General features: G+C 70.2%; 17 protein-coding genes. 14 read left to right on the top strand and 3 right to left on the bottom strand.

What is annotated here, in order from left to right:
• Both B7X32_RS07090 and B7X32_RS07085 read left to right on the top strand, forming a co-directional pair.
• The coding region (locus B7X32_RS07090) for a DEAD/DEAH box helicase (protein ID WP_292717986.1) at nucleotides 1-2,045 on the top strand (2,045 nt) is incomplete at its 5' end.
• Nucleotides 2,046-2,264: 219 nt separating this feature from the next.
• Nucleotides 2,265-3,293 (top strand): ATP-dependent 6-phosphofructokinase, encoded by a 1,029-nt coding sequence (locus B7X32_RS07085; protein WP_292717984.1) that lies wholly within the window; start codon nucleotides 2,265-2,267, stop codon nucleotides 3,291-3,293.
• 109 nt (nucleotides 3,294-3,402) lie between these two features.
• On the opposite strand, the gene B7X32_RS07080 is transcribed toward B7X32_RS07085, so the two are convergent.
• Nucleotides 3,403-5,535 carry a S9 family peptidase gene (locus B7X32_RS07080; protein WP_292717982.1) on the bottom strand — a complete coding sequence of 711 codons (2,133 nt, stop codon included), beginning with the start codon at nucleotides 5,533-5,535 and terminating at the stop codon, nucleotides 3,403-3,405.
• A gap of 166 nt (nucleotides 5,536-5,701) precedes the next feature.
• Here B7X32_RS07080 and B7X32_RS07075 point away from each other — a divergent pair, with 166 nt between their 5' ends.
• The 9 genes from B7X32_RS07075 (at nucleotide 5,702) to B7X32_RS07035 (ending at nucleotide 15,948) form a co-directional block, all read left to right on the top strand.
• Complete coding sequence (locus B7X32_RS07075; protein WP_292717980.1) at nucleotides 5,702-6,940, top strand: inorganic phosphate transporter; 1,239 nt, start codon at nucleotides 5,702-5,704, stop codon at nucleotides 6,938-6,940.
• Nucleotides 6,937-7,269: a peptidase gene (locus tag B7X32_RS07070; protein WP_292717978.1), complete on the top strand. Its 333-nt coding sequence runs from the start codon at nucleotides 6,937-6,939 to the stop codon at nucleotides 7,267-7,269. The genes B7X32_RS07075 and B7X32_RS07070 overlap by 4 nt, the downstream gene beginning before the upstream one ends.
• A gap of 64 nt (nucleotides 7,270-7,333) precedes the next feature.
• Entirely contained in the window at nucleotides 7,334-8,236 is a 903-nt protein-coding gene (locus B7X32_RS07065; RefSeq protein ID WP_292717976.1) for a metallophosphoesterase, read from the top strand.
• A 64-nt stretch (nucleotides 8,237-8,300) separates the two neighbouring features.
• Complete coding sequence (locus B7X32_RS07060; RefSeq protein WP_292717974.1) at nucleotides 8,301-9,761, top strand: aspartate ammonia-lyase; 1,461 nt, start codon at nucleotides 8,301-8,303, stop codon at nucleotides 9,759-9,761.
• A 159-nt stretch (nucleotides 9,762-9,920) separates the two neighbouring features.
• Nucleotides 9,921-11,189 carry an extracellular solute-binding protein gene (locus B7X32_RS07055; RefSeq protein WP_292717972.1) on the top strand — a complete coding sequence of 423 codons (1,269 nt, stop codon included), beginning with the start codon at nucleotides 9,921-9,923 and terminating at the stop codon, nucleotides 11,187-11,189.
• A 1-nt stretch (nucleotide 11,190) separates the two neighbouring features.
• Complete coding sequence (locus B7X32_RS07050) at nucleotides 11,191-12,150, top strand: sugar ABC transporter permease (protein ID WP_292717970.1); 960 nt, start codon at nucleotides 11,191-11,193, stop codon at nucleotides 12,148-12,150.
• Between the two features lie 4 nt (nucleotides 12,151-12,154).
• Nucleotides 12,155-13,018 carry a carbohydrate ABC transporter permease gene (locus B7X32_RS07045; protein ID WP_292717968.1) on the top strand — a complete coding sequence of 288 codons (864 nt, stop codon included), beginning with the start codon at nucleotides 12,155-12,157 and terminating at the stop codon, nucleotides 13,016-13,018.
• 26 nt (nucleotides 13,019-13,044) lie between these two features.
• The gene (locus B7X32_RS07040; protein ID WP_292717966.1) at nucleotides 13,045-14,808 is read left to right on the top strand and encodes a glycoside hydrolase family 3 N-terminal domain-containing protein; all 1,764 of its coding nucleotides are present in this window, start codon (nucleotides 13,045-13,047) and stop codon (nucleotides 14,806-14,808) included.
• Nucleotides 14,809-14,832: 24 nt separating this feature from the next.
• Entirely contained in the window at nucleotides 14,833-15,948 is a 1,116-nt protein-coding gene (locus B7X32_RS07035) for a LacI family DNA-binding transcriptional regulator (RefSeq protein WP_292717964.1), read from the top strand.
• Nucleotides 15,949-15,978: 30 nt separating this feature from the next.
• Here B7X32_RS07035 and B7X32_RS07030 read toward each other — a convergent pair whose 3' ends face one another.
• Nucleotides 15,979-16,848, bottom strand: coding sequence for a fumarylacetoacetate hydrolase family protein (locus B7X32_RS07030; RefSeq protein WP_292717962.1), 870 nt, complete (start codon nucleotides 16,846-16,848; stop codon nucleotides 15,979-15,981).
• A gap of 60 nt (nucleotides 16,849-16,908) precedes the next feature.
• Between B7X32_RS07030 and B7X32_RS07025 the strand changes: the two genes are divergently transcribed.
• From B7X32_RS07025 to B7X32_RS07015, 3 genes are all read left to right on the top strand, one after another.
• Nucleotides 16,909-18,375, top strand: coding sequence for a PrsW family intramembrane metalloprotease (locus B7X32_RS07025; RefSeq protein WP_292717960.1), 1,467 nt, complete (start codon nucleotides 16,909-16,911; stop codon nucleotides 18,373-18,375).
• 302 nt (nucleotides 18,376-18,677) lie between these two features.
• Nucleotides 18,678-19,046 (top strand): FKBP-type peptidyl-prolyl cis-trans isomerase, encoded by a 369-nt coding sequence (locus B7X32_RS07020; RefSeq protein WP_292717958.1) that lies wholly within the window; start codon nucleotides 18,678-18,680, stop codon nucleotides 19,044-19,046.
• A 165-nt stretch (nucleotides 19,047-19,211) separates the two neighbouring features.
• Nucleotides 19,212-19,760, top strand: a complete 549-nt coding sequence (locus B7X32_RS07015) for a YceI family protein (protein ID WP_292717956.1) — start codon at nucleotides 19,212-19,214, stop codon at nucleotides 19,758-19,760.
• A gap of 69 nt (nucleotides 19,761-19,829) precedes the next feature.
• On the opposite strand, the gene B7X32_RS07010 is transcribed toward B7X32_RS07015, so the two are convergent.
• Nucleotides 19,830-20,134, bottom strand: a 305-nt coding sequence (locus B7X32_RS07010) for a hypothetical protein (protein ID WP_292717954.1), incomplete at its 5' end; no start/stop codon positions are given.

Genomic DNA, 20,134 nt, shown 5'->3' with positions numbered 1-20,134 from the left:
CTTCCAAGGCCCAGCACGGGAAGCTCGGCCCGACCAATCGCGTCAAGTTCCAGGTGATCGCGTTCCTGGTGCGCGAGGAGCGCGCCAGGGCCAAGGGCGACGCCGAGCTCGGCGACGCCGCACGGGCGGAGCAGCTCAAGCGCCTGGACGGCGTGGCGACGATCCTCGCGAAGACCGCCGCGCGCGACACGTCGCTGATCCAGCTGCTCGAGGCGGACCAGGCCACGAGCCCCGTCGCGAAGCGGATGCGCCGCGACTGGCTGCTGGAGTCCGGCGCCGAACTGGCTCCGGAAGAGCTGGTCATCGCCGACGTCATCCGCGTGCAGCAGGCGCCGGTGGTGCCCGCAGCGCTCGCCGAGCGCCAGGTCACGCCGCCCTCGGTCGAGTCGCGGATGCTGGCGAACCCCTTCCTCGCCCCTGACCTCACGCCCCGCGCGGCGGCCACCCCGCGGCGCAGGCTGGACGGCTGGGAGCTGATGGGCCCGCTGTACAAGGCGTTCGAGTCGGGCGCCGGCGGCACGGTCGCCTCGATGGAGCTTCCGCCCCTGCCCGAGTACGACCACCTCTCGCCCAAGGGCCTCGAGGTGATGGTGCACCAGTCGCGCTTCCTCGAGTCGGTCAGGGCAGGGCATCGCTCGTTCCTGCTCGCCGACGAGCCCGGCCTCGGCAAGACCGCGCAGTCGGTGCTCGCCGCGTCCGTCGCCCGTGCGTACCCGCTGCTCGTGGTCGTTCCCAACGTCGTCAAGATGAACTGGGCGCGCGAGGTGGAGCGGTGGACCCCGCAGCGCCGCGCCGCGGTGATCCAGGGCGACGGCCAGGACGTGGACGCCTTCGCGGACGTCTTCATCGTCAACTACGAGATCCTCGACAGGCACCTGTCCTGGCTCGGCGAGATCGGCCTGCGCGGCATGGTCGTGGACGAGGCGCACTTCATCAAGAACCTGTCGTCGCAGCGCTCGCAGAACGTGCTCGCGCTGGCGTCCCGCATCAGGGAGCAGGCGGCGGGCTCGCACCCGCTGCTGATGGCCCTCACCGGAACGCCGCTGATCAACGACGTCGAGGACTTCGACGCGATCTGGCGCTTCCTGGGCTGGACCAACGGCGAGCGGCCCTCGGCGGAGCTCGCGGACAAGCTCGACGCGACCGGCCTGACCCCTGCGGACAAGGCGTTCTACGGCGAGGCCAGGGACGCCGTCATCTCGATGGGCATCGTGCGGCGCAAGAAGAAGGACGTGGCCGCCGACCTGCCGGACAAGCTCATCGCGGATCTGCCGGTGCAGCTCGACGACGAGTTCGGTCGCGGGATCCGGCAGGCCGAGGCCGAGCTGGGCGCGCGGATGGCGGCCAAGTACCGCCGGATCATCGAGGCGCGTGGAGACCGGGGCCTCGCCCACGGCGAGATCGACGAGGACATCGTCCGGCTCGTCGCGCACAGCGAGCTCGAGGAGTCGAAGGCGGCGGGCACCGGGGGAGACAACGTCTTCACCATGGTGCGCAAGATCGGCCAGGCCAAGGCCCTGCTCGCCGCGGACTACGCCGCGCAGCTGCAGCGCTCGGTCGGCAAGGTCGTGTTCTTCGCCAAGCACGTCGACGTGATGGATCAGGCCGAGGCGCACTTCGCCGCGGCCGGGATCCGCTCCGTGTCGCTCCGCGGCGACCAGACCGCGATCGCGCGGCAGCAGGCGGTCGACGCGTTCAACGGCGACCCCGAGGTCGGGATCGCCGTGTGCTCGCTCACCGCGGCCGGCGTCGGCGTCAACCTGCAGACGGCCTCGAACGTGGTCCTCGCCGAACTCAGCTGGACCGCGGCGGAGCAGACCCAGGCGATCGACCGCGTGCACCGCATCGGCCAGGACGAGCCGGTCACCGCGTGGCGGATCATCGCCGCGCACACGCTCGACGCGAAGATCGCCGAACTCATCGACCAGAAGCAGGGCCTTGCGGCGCGCGCACTCGACGGCGAGGCCGTGGAGGAGGGCGCGAGCGAGTCCGTGCAGCAGGCGGCACTCATGCACCTCCTGCGCGAGGCGCTCGGCGGCGACTGACCACCGCCCGTCACAGGCCTGTCAAGAACGGCGCTTCTTCTCCCGGTTTCGGGGGCGGGGGTGCCGTTCTTCGTCAAGAAGGCGAGAACTCCGTGGGGAGGCGTGTAAGAACTCCGCTTTTCATCGTCCCGGAATGGCGCGGGGGAGTCGATCGGCACTAGGGTCGAACGAGGCAACGGTGCCGCGCTTCCATCCCCCTTCCCCTCCCGAGGACGACCCATGAAGATCGGCATCCTGACCAGCGGCGGCGACTGCCCCGGCCTGAACGCGGTCATCCGCGGCATCGTGCTCAAGGGCACCACGACCTACGAGCTCGAGTTCGTCGGCATCCGCGACGGCTGGCGCGGGGTCGTCGACGGCGACTTCTTCCCGCTCACCCGGCACGAGGTGAAGGGTCTGAGCAAGGTCGGCGGCACGATCCTCGGCACGAGCCGCACCAACCCGTACGAGGGCCCGCGCGGCGGCGCGGAGAACGTCGCGAAGACCCTCGCCAAGCACGGCATCGACGGCATCATCGCGATCGGCGGAGAGGGGACGCTCGCCGCGGCGGACCGCCTCTCGAACGACGGCATCCAGGTCCTCGGCGTGCCGAAGACGATCGACAACGACCTGCGGGCGACCGACTACTCGTTCGGCTTCGACACGGCCGTGAACATCGCGACCGACGCCATGGACCGGCTGCGCACCACCGGCGACTCCCACCAGCGCTGCATGATCGCCGAGGTCATGGGGCGCCACGTCGGCTGGATCGCCCTGCACGCCGGCATGGCCGCGGGCGCGCACGTGATCTGCATCCCCGAGGTGCCGATGTCGATCGAGGAGATCTGCGACCTGGTCACCCGCGCGAGCGACCGTGGTCGTGCGCCGCTGGTCGTGGTCTCCGAGGGCTTCAAGCTCAAGGGCATGGATCAGGCGTTCAGCGACAAGGGCCTCGACGCGTTCAACCGTCCGCGTCTCGGCGGCATCAGCGAGATCCTCGCCCCGGAGATCGAGAAGCGCACCGGCATCGAGACCCGCTCCACGGTGCTCGGCCACATCCAGCGCGGCGGTTCGCCCTCGGCGTTCGACCGCGTGCTCGCGACCCGTCTCGGCCTGCACACCGCCGACGCCGTCGTGGACGGCGCCTGGGGTCAGATGGTCGCCCTGCGCGGCACCGACATCGTGCGCGTCCCGTTCGCCGAGGCGCTCGGCGAGCTCAACACCGTCCCGCTGCAGCGCTACGAGGAGGCCGCCGCCCTGTTCGGGTGAGCCGCCGGTCGACTCGACAGGACGTGCGCGACTCTGCAGGACAGGATCCGGGATCCTGTCCTGCAGAGTCGCATTCGTCCTAGAAGGGCTCGGCCTTGGAAAGACGGGCTCAGGCGCCGGCGACGCCCAGGCGGTCCAGGATCCAGGCCAGCTCGAAGGCGCGCTCTCGCCAGGAGTTGTAGCGGCCGCTCACGCCGCCGTGACCTGCCACCATCTCGCACTTGAGCAGGACGTCGTCTGCACCCGCGTCGCGCAGGCGGGACACCCACTTGGCGGGCTCCACGTACAGCACGCGCGTGTCGTTGAGCGAGGTGACCGCGAGGATCGACGGATAGGCGACGCCGTCGCGCACGTTCTCGTACGGCGTGTACGACTTCATGTACGCGTACACCTCGGGATCGTGCAGCGGGTCGCCCCACTCGTCCCACTCGATCACGGTGAGGGGCAGGGACGGATCCAGGATCGTCGTGAGCGCGTCCACGAACGGTACGGAGGCGAGGATGCCCCGGAACAGCTCGGGGGCGAGGTTCGCGACGGCGCCCATCAGCAGACCGCCCGCGCTGCCGCCCTCCGCGACCATCCGGTCCGGGCCGGTGATGCCGGCGTCGACGAGATGGCGCGCGCACGCGACGAAGTCGGTGAACGAGTTCGCCTTCTGCCCGAGCTTGCCGTCCTCGTACCACTGCCGGCCCATCTCGCCGCCGCCGCGCACGTGCGCGACGGCGAAGACCACGCCGCGATCCAGCGCCGACAGGCGCATGACCGAGAAGCCCGGGTCGATCGAGTGCTCGTAGGATCCGTAGCCGTACAGGTGCACGGCGCGGGGCTCGGCTCCCGGCTCGCCGAAGGAGCGCTTCCACACCAGGGAGACGGGGATGCGGGCGCCGTCCGGGGCGACCGCCCAGTCGCGGCGCTGTCCGTATTCGGCCGGGTCGTAGCCGCCGAGCACCGGCTGCCGCTTGCGCAGGTGCAGCGTGCGGGTCGCGAGCTCCAGGTCGTAGACCGTCGACGGCGTCACGAACGAGCCGTAGCCCAGACGCAGGAACGGCGCGGACCACTCGGGGTTGCCGCCGAAGCCCGCGGAGTACAGCGGCTCGTCGAAGCCGAGCTCGTCCAGCGCCCCTGAGGACGGATCCATCAGCGCGATGCGCTCGAGGCCCTCGAAGCGGTACGCGACGACCGTGACGTCGCGGAAGGCGTCCACGTCCAGCAGGCGGCGTCCCGGCGTGTGCGGAAGGACCGTGCGGCGCTCGCCCTGCGGGTCGGATGCGGAGACCGCGACGAGCGCGAAGTCCAGCGCGTCGTCGTTGTGCAGGATGAGCAGCTCGTCACGGCCGTCCACCACGGCGTGCTCGACCGAGTACTCGATGCCCTCGCGCCGCGGCCAGACCACGCGCGGCGGCGCGGTGAGGTCGTCGAGGTCGACGAGGTGCTCCTCGCTCGTGATGCTGGACCCCACGCCGATCACGAGATAGCGGCGGCTGCGGGTGATCCCCGCGCCGAGCCAGAACCGCTCGTCGGGCTCGTGGAAGAGCTGCACGTCGTCGGACACCGGCGTGCCGATCCGGTGCAGCCAGAGCGTGTCGGGGCGCCACGACTCGTCGACGGTCGTGTAGATCACGGCGGCGCCGTCCGGCGTGAAGAACGCGCCGGACGTGCCGGGGATCTCGTCGGGCAGCGTCTCGCCCGTCACGAGGTCGCGGACGTGCACGGTGTACCGCTCGTCGCCCTCGAAGTCGGTCGACCAGAGGAGGCGGGTGGCGTCGTCCGAGACGTCGAACGCGCCCATCGCGAAGAACTCGTGCCCCTCGGCCTCGACATTGCCGTCGAGCAGGATCTGCTCACCGGGCACAGGGACGGCGGGGTCGAGGACGGGCGGCGTCCAGTCGTCGGCGGAGGAGACCGCCGCGCGGCACTGCAGTCCGTACTGGCTGCCCTCGACCGTGCGGCCGTAGTACCACCAGCCTCCGCGGCGGGTGGGCACCGAGAGATCCGACTCCTGCACGCGTCCCCTGATCTCCTGGAACAGGGTCTCGCGGAGCGGCTCGAGGTGTGCGAGACGCGCATCCGTGTACGCGTTCTCGGCCTCGAGGTGCGCGATCACCTCGGGATCCTCCTTCACGCGCAGCCAGTCGTACGGGTCGTCGAACACGTCGCCGTGATGGGTGCGGATCAGCGAGCGGCGGGCCGCGCGCGGCGGGACGGGGGATGGGGCGGGAGCGGTCTCGGAGACGGAGGTCACGCATCAACGCTAGCCGAGGCCGCGAGGGCGAGGGCGGAGCGGGTGGCGGGGCGTCGAGTTGACCGTCCTGGGCCGGGGTGGGAGGATGCAACCGGCCCGTTAACGGATGCTGAATCCCCGGTGAACTCTTCGTTCGTCACTTCCCCCCACTTCACGAAAGCGAACGGTGGAAACCGCAGCCCTCATCGTCGTGCTGGTGATCCTGCTGGCACTCTTCTTCGACTTCACCAACGGGTTCCATGACACGGCGAACGCCATGGCGACCCCGATCGCCACCGGAGCGCTCAAACCGCGGACCGCGGTCATGCTCGCGGCAGGACTGAACCTCGTCGGGGCGTTCCTGTCCACGGAGGTCGCCGCGACGGTCTCCGGCGGCATCATCCAGGAGGACTCGAACACGGCGCACCTCATGCCGTCGCTCATCTTCGCCGGCCTCATCGGCGCGATCACCTGGAACATGCTGACCTGGCTGCTCGGGCTGCCGTCGAGCTCGTCCCACGCGCTGTTCGGCGGCCTCATCGGCGCCACGCTGGTCGGTGTCGGGCTCAGCGGCATCAACTTCGGCGTCGTGCTGTCCAAGGTCGTGCTCCCCGCGCTCATCGCGCCCCTCACGGCCGGGCTGATCGCCTACCTCGCGACCAAGCTCGCGTACCTGACCACGCGTCGCTACGACGGCAAGCCCGACGGCAGAAGCGGCTTCCGCTGGGGACAGATCTTCACGTCGTCGCTCGTCGCGCTCGCGCACGGTACGAACGACGCGCAGAAGACCATGGGCGTGATCACGCTCGCACTGATCTCGGTCGGCTGGCAGGCGCAGGGCGACCATCGGCCGCACATCTACGTGATCGTCGCGTGCGCGTTCACGATCGCGCTGGGCACCTATCTGGGCGGCTGGCGCATCATCCGCACGCTCGGCAAGGGTCTCACCGACGTCAAGCCCGCACAGGGCTTCGCGGCGGAGACCTCGACCGCGGCGACCATCCTGGCCTCCAGCGCGCTCGGCTTCGCACTGTCCACCACGCAGGTCGCCTCCGGATCCGTGATCGGATCCGGGCTCGGCCGGCGCGGGTCTGCCGTGCGCTGGCGCACCGCCGGCCGCATCGCGATCGGCTGGGTGCTCACGCTCCCCGCGGCCGGGCTCGTCGGGGCCGTCGCGGCGTTCATCGTGGTCGTCGGCGGAGGCTGGGGCGTGCTGATCGACGCGGTCCTCGCCCTCGCCGTGATCATCGCCCTGTTCCTGCGCTCGCGGCGCAACGCCGTCACCGCCAACAACGCCTTCAGCGAGGTCGCAGACTCCGCCCGCGCCATCGAGGTGCCGGAGGAGCCGCCGCTCACGCCGCGGCAGGCCAGGGCGCAGCGCGCCCGCGAACGCGCGAAGGCCAAGGAGAAGGGGGCAGGACGATGACCGTCGTCATCAACTGGGGGGCGTTCTTCCAGGTGCTCGGCGCCGCGCTCGTCGGCACCCTCCTCGTCGTCGGCTTCTACGCGCTCGGTCTGCGGCTGCTCGTCCGCGCCGGCAGGGTTCCAGTGGTCACGCCGGCCGAGTTCACCGACGCGATCACCGTGATCAGCGAGAAGGAGGCCAAGCGCGCGGCGAAGGCCGCCGCGAAGGCCGCCCGCAAGAGTCCGCTCACGGCCGCCCAGAAGACGCTCGCCCAGATCGCGGCCTACGCGTGCTTCGCGGTCTGCGCGGCGGCGGTGGTGGCCGGCATCCTGCTCATCGTCGTGAAGTAGCGGGCAGGGCGGTCCGCGAGGCGCCGCTCGGGCATGCGCTCGTCTCGGCGCTAGCCTGAGGTCCATGACTGTGCAGTTCGGCCGCTACGCCCCGCCCACGCACACCCTGGTCCACGTCAGCGACCCGCACCTGCTGGCCGGGGGAGCGGCCCTCGGCGGACGCTTCGACGTGGACGCCACGCTGGCGCGCACGCTCGCCGCGATCGAGAGCGCGACGGACAGGCCGGACGCGATCGTCGTCACGGGGGACCTCGCGGACCTCGGCGAGCCGGACGCGTACCGTCGACTGCGCGCGGTCGTGGATCCGGTGTCCGAGCGCCTCGGCGCGCCGGTGATCTGGGTCGCCGGCAACCATGACGAGCGCCCTGCCATGCGGGAGCACCTGCTCGACATGCCGCCCGCCGAAGACCCGATCACGGGCGTCTGGGATCTGAACGGCCTGCGCGTGATCGCGCTGGATTCCACGGTCCCCGGCTGGCACCACGGCGACATCGACGAGCAGCAGCGCGCCTGGCTCGCCGATCAGCTGCGCACGCCCGCGCCGCACGGCACGCTGCTCGCGATGCACCACCCGCCGGTGCCCAGCCACATCCCCTTCTTCGACATCCTCGAGCTGCGTCACCAGGACGAGCTCGCCGAGGTGCTGCGCGGGTCCGACGTCCGCGGAATACTCGCGGGGCACCTGCACTACTCGCTGCACGCGACGTTCGCCGGCGTCCCGGTGAGCGTCGCGAGCGCCACCTGCTACACGATGGACGTCGCGAGCCCGGCGGATCAGGTGAACGGCATGGACGCCGCGCAGTCGTTCCAGCTCGTGCACGTGCGCCCTGAGACCATCACGCACACGGTGGTCCCGGTGGTCGAGGCGACCCCGGTCGACACCTTCAGCCCGGAGTGGGTCGAGCGGATGGCCCTGCTTACGCCCGAGGAGCGGCTGGAGGCGTTCTCGCGCAAGCCGGGCCGGTGATCCGGGACGGGTAGGATGGACGCATCCCCCTTCCCTGTTCGCCATCACCCACGAGGATGTGTCCATGGCCGCCGTTGCGCCTGCCACCCGTACCGAAACCGACTCCCTGGGAAGCAAGGAGATCCCTGCCGACGCGTATTGGGGGATCCATACGCTCCGCGCCGCCGAGAACTTCCCGATCACGAAGCGACCGATCTCCGTCTACCCGGAGCTGATCGAGGCGCTCGCGATGGTCAAGCAGGCCAGCGCGCGCGCGAACAAGGAGATCGGCGCACTCGACGCCGAGAAGGCCGACCTCATCGACGCCGCCGCGCAGAAGGTCATCAACGGCGAGTTCCACGATCAGTTCATCGTCGGCGTCATCCAGGGCGGGGCCGGAACCTCGACCAACATGAACGCGAACGAGGTCATCACCAACATCGCGCTCGAGATGGCCGGCCGCGAGAAGGGCGACTACGCCTTCCTGTCGCCGATCGACCACACCAACCGCAGCCAGTCCACGAACGACGTCTACCCGACGGCGATCAAGATCGGCCTGTCGCTGAACCTGCGCTCGCTGCTCGACGAGCTCGACATGCTGCGCGTGTCGTTCCTCACCAAGGCGCGCGAGTTCCACGACGTGCTCAAGGTCGGCCGCACCCAGCTGCAGGACGCCGTGCCGATGACCCTCGGCCAGGAGTTCCACGGCTTCGCCTCCACCCTCGGCTACGACCACACGCGTCTCACCGAGAACGCCTGGCTCATGTACGAGATCAACATGGGCGCGACCGCGATCGGCACGGGCATCACGACGCACCCGGCCTACGCCCCGGCCGTGCTCAAGCACCTGCGCGAGATCTCGGGCCTGGACCTCGCCACCGCGAGCGACCTCGTCGAGGCGACCAGCGACACCGGATCCTTCATGTCCTTCTCCTCGTCGCTCAAGCGCAACGCGATGAAGCTCTCCAAGATCTGCAACGACCTGCGTCTGCTCTCCTCGGGCCCGCAGGCCGGTTTCGGCGAGATCAACCTGCCCGCCATGCAGGCCGGCTCCAGCATCATGCCGGGCAAGGTCAACCCGGTCATCCCCGAGGTCGTGAACCAGGTGGCGTTCGCCGTCGCCGGATCCGACATGACGGTGACGATGGCCGCGGAGGCGGGGCAGCTGCAGCTGAACGCCTTCGAGCCCGTGATCGCGCACTCGATCTTCCAGTCCATCACCTGGATGCGCCAGGCGATGTGGACCCTGCGCGTGAACTGCGTCGACGGCATCACCGCCAACCGCGACCGTCTGGGTGCGATGGTCGGGTCGTCGGTCGGCGTCATCACGGCGCTCACCCCGTTCATCGGCTACGCCGCCTCCGCCGCCCTCGCCAAGACCGCGCTGCTGACCAACCGCAACGTCGCCGACCTCGTGGTCGAGGCGGGACTGATGTCGCGCGAGGAGGTCGCCAAGCAGCTTTCGCCCGCGCGCCTGTCCGGCCTCGAGACGATCACCGCCGCGATCCCCGTGATCCCGTCGAAGCACGTCGACGCCGGCGCCTGAACTCCGCCGCACCCCGACGGCCCGTCGCTCTCCGGAGCGGCGGGCCGTCGTCGTTCGCGTCCCGGGTCTTGCATCGAAGGCATCTATGCGCTTAGATCGGTGAAGAGCAAGAATCTATGCGCTTAGATCCTGGCGACAGGACGCTTCAAGGAGGAAGACGTGAAAAGCAGGACAGCTCTGGCCGGCATCGCCGCTCTCGCCGCAATCGGCCTCGCCCTCACCGGGTGCGGCCGCGCGGACGGCGGATCCTCGGCGCCCGCGGCATCCGCGGTGCAGCTCGATGACAAGCCGGCCACCGGAACGATCACGATGTGGGCGATGGGCGCCGAGGGGGAGGCCCTGCCGGACTTCGTCAAGGCGTTCGAGAAGGCGAACCCCGGGGTCAAGGTCAAGGTCACCGCGATCCCGTGGGACGCCGCGCACAACAAGATCCAGACCGCGATCGCGGGAGGCAACACCCCGGACATCGCGATGATGGGTACGACGTGGATGGCCGACTTCGGCGATGCCTTCGGAAGCGTGCCCTCCGGGATCGACACCTCCGGCTTCTTCGACGGGGCGGTGAGCTCGACCAAGGTGGGCGACCGCGCGGCGGGGGTGCCCTGGTACGTCGACACCCGTGTGCTCTACTACCGCACCGACATCGCCGCCAAGGCCGGATGGACCGCCGCGCCGAAGACCTGGGACGAGCTGCAGCAGATGGCCGCCGACATGCAGTCCAAGGGCGGAGCGAAGTGGGGCATCCGCATGCCGGCGGGCAACGACTCGTTCCAGGGCGCGCTCTGGATGCCGTGGTCGGCGGGCGCGGAGGTCTCCGACGGCAAGAAGTGGACGCTCGACACCCCGGAGATGACCAAGGGCGTCGAGTACTACAAGAGCTTCTTCGACAAGAAGCTCGCCGATCCCGATGTCGACACCTCGCCGGGCGCGGTCGAGTCCGAGTTCGTCGCCGGCACCACACCCATGGTCGTGGAGGGCCCCTTCCTCCGCGGGCAGCTGGCCTCGGTCGGCGGCGCCGACTTCGCGAGCAAGTACGCGACAGCGGTCCTGCCCGCCGACAAGGGTTCGGTCTCGTTCAGCGGTGGCGCGAACCTCGTCGTGTTCAACGGCAGCAAGAACGCGGCCTCGGCATGGAAGCTCGCGCGCTGGCTCTCCCAGCCCGAGGTCCAGGCCGAGTTCTACACCGCGACGGGCGATCTGCCCGCGGCCAAGGCGGCCTGGAACGAGAAGGCCGTCTCCGCGGACGCGAGTCTCACGACCTTCGGCACGCAGCTCGAGACGGCCAAGGCTCCGCCCGTCTCGACCTCCTGGGTGAAGGTGGCCGCGAAGGGGGACCAGGCGCTCGAGTCGATCCGTCGCGGCGGGACCTCGGTCGCCGAGGCCCTGAAGACCCTGCAGTCCGACGCCGACACGATCGGGCTGAAGTGAGATGACGGCCACCCTCCTGCCCGCCGCCGGGACCCGCACGGTCTCCGGCGGCGGGGGCGGCCGGCGCGGCGCCGACACGTTCGCCGCGGCCCGTCGCCGGCGCGCGCTCATCGCGTGGGGATTCGCCCTGCCCTTCGTGCTGGTCTTCGCGGTGTTCATGGTCGTGCCGATCGTGGGCTCCTTCGCGATGTCGTTCACCGACTTCACCGCGCGCGACATCACCTCTCCGTTCGCGGTCGATGCGGTGGGCCTTCAGCAGTACGTCACGCTCTTCGGCGATTCCCGGTTCCTGACCTCGCTCGGCGTCACAGGCGTCTTCGTGGCGGTAGGGATCCCCGTGACGATGATCGTCGCGCTGGCGCTCGCGCTCGCGCTGAACAGCGGCAAGGGGCGGCTGGTGTCGTTCTTCCGGGTCGGCTTCTATGCGCCCGTCGTCACCAGCATCGTCGCCGTCGCCGTGGTCTGGCGCTACATCCTGCAGCCGGACGGCCTGCTCAACACCGCCCTCGCCATGATCGGCATCCACGGCCCCAACTGGCTGAACGATCCCGCCTTCGCGCTCCCCTCGCTGATCCTGATGGCGGTGTGGCGCAACGTCGGAACGCTCATGGTGATCTTCCTCGCGGGTCTGCAGGCGGTTCCGGAGGACGTCACGGAGGCTGCGATCATGGACGGCGCCTCGCCCTGGCGGCGGCTCGTCTCGGTCACCCTGCCGCTGCTGCGGCCCACGCTCCTGCTCGGCGCCGTGCTCATCTCGGTCGGCTATCTGCAGTTCTTCGAGGAGGCGTTCGTGATGACCAAGGGCGGCCCGCTCGACTCGACCCTGTCCGTCGCGTTCTACACGTATCAGCAGTTCGGCTTCGGCGAGTACGGACTCGCCTCCGCGGCCAGCTATGTGCTCTTCCTCGTGATCGCGCTCGTGAGCCTGCTGCAGTTCCGGCTGCTGCGTTCGAAGGACTGACGCCATGACCCTCACACGCCCGGTGCCCCGCACCCGCAGCCCGCGCGCGCGACGGCTCAGCGGGAGGGCGACGTCGTACGCCGTCCTCACGATCGGCCTCGCGCTCTGGCTCGTGCCTTTCGTCTGGATGGTGCTCGGATCCGTCAAGACGCAGGGGGAGATCCTGCGCCGCCCGCCGACCTGGTGGCCGGAGGCCCCGACCGCCGCCAACTATGCGCAGTGGTTCGGCCCGCTCGACTTCTGGCACTTCTTCGGGAACAGCCTGGTCGTCGCGCTCGTCACGGTGCTCGGCAACCTCGTGTTCTGCTCGATGGTCGGCTACGCGCTCGCCAAGATGGAGTTCCCGGGCAAGCGCGTGCTCTTCGGCGCGGTCATGATCACGCTCATGGTCCCGGGGGTGGTGACCTTCGTGCCCCTGTTCGTGATGGTCTCCAAGCTCGGACTGGTGAACAGCTATCCGGCCCTGATCCTGCCGTTCGTCACGGCACCGCTCGGCGTGTTCCTCATGCGCCAGTTCATGACGGGCATCCCGGACGCGCTGCTCGAGGCCGCCCGGCTGGACGGCGCGGGGGAGTGGCGGATCTTCCGCGGCGTCGTGATGCCGCTGTGCGGGCCGCCGCTGGCCACACTCGGCATCCTCACCTTCCTCGGCTCCTGGAACAACTTCCTGTGGCCGCTCGTCTCGGCGCAGACGGAGGACATGTACACCCTGCCGGTCGCCCTGTCGCTCTATTCCACGGGTCAGAACGCGACCGACTACGGGCTGCTGCTCGCGGGATCCGTGCTCGTGATCGCTCCGATCCTGCTGCTGTTCGTGTTCCTGCAGCGATGGTTCATCCGGGGCGTCGCCACCACAGGCCTGAAATGACCGCAACGACGAGGAGAGACATGCGGATGAGAGCCGAAGATCGGACCACCGAGGAGGGCGTGCGCTTCCGCGACCTCAACGGCAACGGGGTCATGGATCCGTATGAGGATCCACGACTCGGCACGGAGGAGCGCGTCGAGGATCTGCTCGCCCGCCTGTCGATCGAGGAGAAGGCAGGGCTGCTGTTCCACACGGTCATCGAGATCGGCGAGGGGGGAGAGCTGCGCGAGGAACCCGGCGCCATCTCGAAGTCGCCGACCTCGCAGGTCGTCCGGGACAAGCACCTCACGCACTTCAACGTGCACGGCATGCGGACCGCGCGGGAGGGCGCTCGCTGGAACAACCGTCTCCAGGAGCTCGCCGCCGGCACGCCGCACGGCATCCCCGTGACGATCAGCACCGATCCGCGGCACGCCTTCGTGGAGAACTCCGGGGTCGCCTTCGCGGCCGGCCCGTTCTCGCAGTGGCCGGAGCCGCTGGGGCTCGCCGCCCTCGACGACGTCGAACTGGTGCGGCGGTTCGCCAGGATCGCGGGGCGCGAGTACCGGGCGGTGGGCATCCGGATGGCTCTGCACCCCCAGGTGGACCTGCCGACCGAGGCGCGCTGGGGGCGCCAGGCGCAGACGCTCGGCTATGACGCGGACCGCGTGACCGAGATGACTGGCGCGTACCTCGAGGGATTCCAGGGCGCGGAGCTCGGCCCCGAGAGCGTCGCCTGCATCACCAAGCACTTCCCGGGCGGCGGACCGCAGCTCGACGGCGAGGACGCGCATTTCCCCTACGGCCGCGAGCAGGTCTATCCCGGCGGACGCTTCGAGGAGCACCTGCGGCCCTTCGTCGAGGCGATCCGTCGCGACACCGCGGGGATCATGCCGTACTACGGGATGCCGGTGGGACTGGTGCGTCACGGGGAGCCGATCGAGGAGGTCGGTTTCAGCTACAGCCGGCAGATCGTCACCGAATTGCTGCGGGAGGAGCTGGGCTACGACGGGGTGGTGCTCAGCGACTGGGAGCTGATCAACGACAACCACGTCGGGGACCAGGTGCTGCCCGCGCGGGCATGGGGCGTGGAGGATCTGACGCCGCGGGAGCGCATGCTCCGGCTGCTCGACGCGGGCGTGGACCAGTTCGGCGGGGAGGAATGCGTCGAACTGCTCCTGGGACTCGTCGCGGAGGGCGCGGTCGCCGAGGAGCGGATCGTCGGGGCGGCGGAGTTCCGCGCAGAGGGGGAGCGCGCGCAGGCCGCCTCCGTCACGGTGCTGCAGAACAGCGACGGCACGCTGCCGCTGTTCCGGGGCGAGCGACCGAGGGTCTACGCCGAGGGCGTCGCGGCGGAGGCGCTCGCCGAGTACGCCGACCCGGCGTCCTCGCCAGAGGACGCCGACGTCGCGCTCGTGCGGATCGGAGCACCGTTCGAGCCCCGGAACGACCTCTTCCTCGAAGCCTGGTTCCACCAGGGGTCGCTCGACTTCCCGCCCGGTCTCGTCGCGCGGCTGCGTCGGATCGCCACGCACTGCTCGCTCGTGATCGTGGTGAACCTGGACCGCCCGGCCATCCTCACGCCGTTCGTCCCCTTCGCCGCCGCGATCGCGGTGGAGTTCGGCAGCTCCGACGCCGCGCTGCTCGCGGCGCTCTCCGGACGGATCCCGCCGCGCGGGGTGCTCCCGGTGGACATCCCGCGCTCGATGGACGCCGTGCGCGCCGCATTCGCCGATGTGCCCGACGGAACGGAGGATCCGGTGTTCCGCCGTGGCACCGGCCTGACGATCGACGGACCGGGCGCTCAGTAGAATCGCTCCGAAAGCGAGGTGCTCATGGCGTCGAGCCGACCCACCGTCTACGACGTGGCGCAACGCGCCGGCGTGTCGATCGCCACGGTCTCGTTCGCGTTCCGCCGTCCGGAGCGCGTGCGCGAGGACACCCGCCGCGTCGTGCTCGAAGCGGCGCGGGAGATCGGGTACGTGCCGAGCGGATCCGCCCGCAGTCTCGCGCGTGGACGCACCGGGGTGCTCGGCCTGCACCTCTTCGACATGCTGCTCGACGAGGAGCCGGAGGCGTCGCCGTCGGCCCGCGGGGGCGCGCGGGTCGATCTGGACGAGGTCGACCTGGATGCCGAGACCGTGACCTGGGACGCTGCGGCGGATGAGCGCGAGAGCGACCCGCGGACGTTCCCGCTCTACGTCGACGAGGTCCAGCGCGGTTTCGTGCTCGAGTGCAAACGCCACGGCACGGCGGTCCTGCTCAGCAGCGGCGGCGTGGGCGTGTCCGACCTCGCCGACACGGCGGGCAGGGTCGACGGCCTCGCGATCCTGCCCGGCCGTTCCACGACCGCGGCGATCGAGGCCGTGGCCGCACGCGTCCCGGTCGTCCAGTTGAGCAAGCGCGCGGGCATCGGGCACCGGGTCACGGTGGACAACGCCGGGGGCATGCGGATGATCGTGCGGCACCTGCAGGAGGTGCACGGCATCCGGTCGTTCGGCTGGGTGGGTGCGATCGAGGAGGACGACCTCGACGAGCGGCGCGAAGGGTTCCTCACGGCCGTCGCCGAGATCCCCGGCGCGACCGGCGAGACGCTCGACGACACCGATCTGGAGACGACGCCCGCCTACCCGGTCCTGCGCGAGCGTGCTGCTGCGGGCACCCTGCCCCACGCGCTCGTGTGCGGCAGCGATCAGACGGCGCTGCGCGTGATGGACGTCCTCCGCGGCGAGGGGGTGCGCGTCCCCGAGGACGTGCTGGTGACCGGTTTCGACGGCATCCTGGCGGGCCGGTTGTCCGTACCGAGTCTCACCACCGTGCGCCAGCCGATGGAGCTGATGGGACGCATCGCCGCCCATCTGCTGCTGACCGATCCGGGTGACGCGAGCGTGCCGCCGCGCACGGTGAGACTGGCGACGGATCTCCGCATCGGGGGCAGCTGCGGCTGCTGAGCCGTCGAGGCCCCCGACGCGGGCGGATCGTCAGTCCAGGATGCGGCAGTGCGTCGTGAGCTCGCCGATCCCGTCGATGCCGACCGTCACCGTGGACCGGTCGCGCAGGAAGATCTGCGGATCGCGCGAATAGCCGGCGCCACCGGGACTGCCCGTGGAGATCAGCGTCCCGGGGCGCAGCGTCAGGGAGCGCGAGAGGTGGGAGATGAGGGCCGACACCGGGCGCACCATCTGCCCTGTGGAGGCGTCCTGCACCATGTGGCCGTCGACGACGGTCCAGATGTGCAGGTCCTGCGGATCCGCGATCTCGTCCGCGGTCACGACCACGGGGCCGGTGGGGGAGAAGCCGTCGAACGACTTGCAGCGCGACCACTGCGCCTCGGCGAACTGGATGTCCCGGGCGGTGATGTCGTTGACCACCGTGTAGCCCCAGACATGGTCGAGGGCGTCCTCGGTGGACACGTCCTTCGCGGCGGCGCCGATCACGACGCCGAGCTCGGCCTCGTAGTCCACCGACTCCGACAGCGCGCGCGGCCACGACGTGGTCTGCCCGTGCCCGGTCAGGGAGTTCGGCCACAGCGTGAAGACGGTCGGCGCGGTGTCGGTCTTCAGGCCGAGCTCGCTCGAGTGCGCGGCGTAGTTCAGGCCCACCGCCAGCACGACCGGCGGAGCGAGCACCGCGGCGCTGTAGGCGAAGCCGTCGAGCGCGTGCACGGGGGCCTCACCCCTGGCGTGCGCCTCGCGGACGGCGTCGAGAAGGACATCGCCGCCTTCGATGAGCTGTTGGAGGGTGGCAGGGGCCGGATCCACGAGATCGGCGACGAGCGTCGCGCCGGAGCCGTCGATGACGGCGAGCGCTGGGGTGTCGGATTCGGGACGGCGCAGATGAGCGAACCGCATGCCCTCCACGCTACCGGGCGCACCCGCGGCCCCGGCGCGGAGAGCCTCTAGGCTTTGGGCATGACCTTTGGAGGACACGGCGATCCCGCCGAGCAGCGCCCGGCCTCGCGCCCGTCGCCCCCCGCGCCCTCGCCGTATCAGCCGCCCGCGGCCGCGCAGTCCTCGGCCGTGGCTGACCAGACGCCGTCCGCGCCGTATCAGCCGCAGCCGTCGTACTCCGCGCCGGCCGCGCAGCCCCTCTCCATGCAGTCGCAGTACGGGCAGCCGCAGTATCCGCAGCCGCAGTATGCGCAGCAGCCGCAGTACGTCCAGCCGCAGAGCTATCCGCAGACCGTCTCGACGCCGATCGCGCCCGTGTACGGCTCGGTGCTCGCGCAGCGACCAGAGCATCACGGCGCCGTCGCCTACGACGCGTACACCCCGCCCGCTCCTGTGCAGGCGGTGCCGGCGCTGCCCGTTCCGTCCGCGAAGGGGCGGCACGCCTCGGTGTGGGCGTTCGGCGCGCTCGGCTTCGTCCTGCTCGGCCTCATCGCCTACTTCGTCTGGGCGCTCGGGCCCGCGGCATCGATGATCGGCATGGTGCTCGCGCTCGTGCCCCTGACGATCGTGTTCTTCGGCGTCTTCTTCATCGACCGCTGGGAGCCGGAGCCGAAGTCGCTCGTGGCCTTCGCGATCGCGTGGGGTGCGATCGCGTCCGTCGGACTCGCGCTCGTGGTCGACCTGCTGCTGACGCTGCTGCTCGGGCAGCGCGGCGACGATCTGACCGCCGTGCTCCAGGCGCCCCTGGTCGAGGAGACGGCGAAGGGCCTCGGCGTCTTCCTGATCTTCGTGATGGCGCGCCGCAGCTTCGACGGCCCGATCGACGGCGTCGTCTACGGCGCGCTGGTCGGCGCCGGATTCGCCTTCACCGAGAACATCCAGTACTTCGCGGTCAGCCTCATCGAGGGCGGGGCGCCCGACCTGACCGTCACGTTCGTGCTGCGCGGGCTCATGTCGCCGTTCGCCCACGCGATGTTCACCTCCGTGACCGGGTTCGCGATCGGACTCGCCGCGCGTCGCGGCGCCTCGGCCGGTCGCGCTCTGGGCTTCGGTGCCGTGGGGCTCCTCGGGGCAATGGCGCTGCACGCGCTGTGGAACGGATCCTCGATGATCGGCAACTTCTTCGTGCTGTACATCGTGCTGCAGGTGCCGCTGTTCGTCGGCTTCATCGTGGTGATCATCCTGTTGCGCAAGGAGGAGGCGAGGCTCACCTACGCCCGGCTCAGCGACTACGCCACGGCGGGGTGGTTCACGCCGCAGGAGGTGTCGATGCTCGCGACTCCCGCGGGCCGTCGCGTCGGCCTGCGCTGGGCGTCGGGGCTGCGCGGCGACCGGCGTCCGATCATGCGTCGGTTCATCAAGGACGCGACCACGCTCGCGTCCGTGCGCCAGCGCATCATCACGGGCCGGGATCCGCTCGCGCAGCAGGACGAGCAGGTCCTCCTGCAGCGCACCCATGCGGCGCGCGACGAGCTTCTCGCGGTGTGAGTCCGGAGGTCTCGATCCGCTCGCTTCGGGGCGCCCGCTCGACCTCGATCCGCCAGGGCGCGCGTCCGCGGCGCGGCCGTGAGCCCTCGCCCGGACAGACTCAGCGCCCGGTGCTGCGGCGATGCCTGCAAGTCCTCCGGGCGCTGAGTTGATCTGAAAACAGGGTGCACCCATGCGGGAGCGATGTCAAGGTTCGGGCGGGTGCTTCTTCGTCTCCGCGCCGGGATGCGCCGGCTCCCTGTTCGCCGTCGGCGCAGTGTCTCGCGTTGACCGGGCCGGACCGCGTCGGGTTGGATGGAAGCATGACTGAGCGCACCAAGCCCGAGTTCGACGCCCCCACCGGACCCGCCCCGACGGAGCTCGTGATCCGCGACATCATCGAGGGAACCGGTGACGAAGCGAAGCCCGGCGACACCGTGACCGTGCACTACGCCGGTGTCGAGCACGACACTGGCGAGGAGTTCGACTCCTCCTGGGGTCGCGGAGAGACCATCCAGTTCCCGCTGCGCGGCCTGATCCAGGGCTGGCAGGAGGGCATCCCCGGCATGAAGGTCGGCGGACGCCGCGAGCTGACCATCCCGCCGCACCTCGCCTACGGCCCCGCCGGATCCGGTCACTTCCTCGGAGGCAAGACCCTCATCTTCATCATCGACCTCGTCGCCGTCGGCTGACGATCGCGAACCACGAAGGCCCCGTCTCAGGACGGGGCCTTCGTCGTGTCGGAGGGGATTCTCGAAAAAAGTTCGGCGAATCGGGAATGCATTCAACTGAATGTAAGTTGGACCGTGATGTCGCCGCAGCAGCGGCGGCCGCAGACCTTCCGACGAGGAGCACCCATGAGCATCGACATCCCCGGTTACCGCAGCGGCACCTGGACCCTGGACCCCGCGCACAGCGAGGTCACCTTCAGCGTCCGCCACATGATGATCTCGAAGGTGCGCGGCACCTTCGGCGTCAAGAGCGCGACCCTGGTCGCCCCGGAGAACCCGCTCGAGGCCCGCGTCGAGGCGAGCGTCGACGTCACCTCGCTCGACACCGGCGACGCTGGCCGCAACGGCCACCTGCTGTCGGCCGACTTCTTCGACGTCGAGAAGTACCCGACCATGGACTTCACCTCGACCGGAGCACGCGTCGAGGGCGGCGACCTCTTCGTCGACGGCGACCTCACGATCCACGGCGTCACCAAGCCGGTCACGTTCGAGCTGGACTTCGGCGGCTTCGGCTCCGACCCCTACGGCAACTACAAGGCCGGCGCCTCCGCGAAGGCCGTCATCAACCGCGAGGACTTCGGCCTCACCTGGAACGCCGCGCTGGAGACCGGTGGCGTTCTCGTCGGCAAGGACGTCACCATCACGCTCGACCTCCAGGGCGCGCTGCAGGCGTAACTGGAGCATCGTCCGAGAGGGCGGGCGTCGCGTGCCGCGACCCCGCCCTCTCGTCGTGCAACGAGGCGCTCAGGCCGCAGGTCGGTCGAGGATCCGGGATCCGATCGCGCGCAACGACACCGCGGCCCAGGTGCGGAACGGGCGCCACGCCTCCGCGATCCGCTCCAGTTCGGCGTCGTCCGGGGTGTGGTCGAGGCGGTACAGGGCCTCCACGGCGGCGCGCGTGTGATCCTCCTGCGTGGACAGCACATCGGTGAGACCGCAGGCCCTGATCACGATGAGCGCGCTGTAGAAGGGCCCGATGCCGGGGAGTCGCTGGACGTCGAGCATGGCCTCGGCGGGCGCCATGGCGGAGAGCCGCCGCACGTCGAGCT

Origin of the sequence: Microbacterium sp. 13-71-7, assembly GCF_002257455.1 — a bacterium.
Classification (GTDB): domain Bacteria; phylum Actinomycetota; class Actinomycetes; order Actinomycetales; family Microbacteriaceae; genus Microbacterium.
Note: the sequence above shows the minus strand (reverse complement) of the source record. Positions and strands in the feature narration are given on the sequence as shown.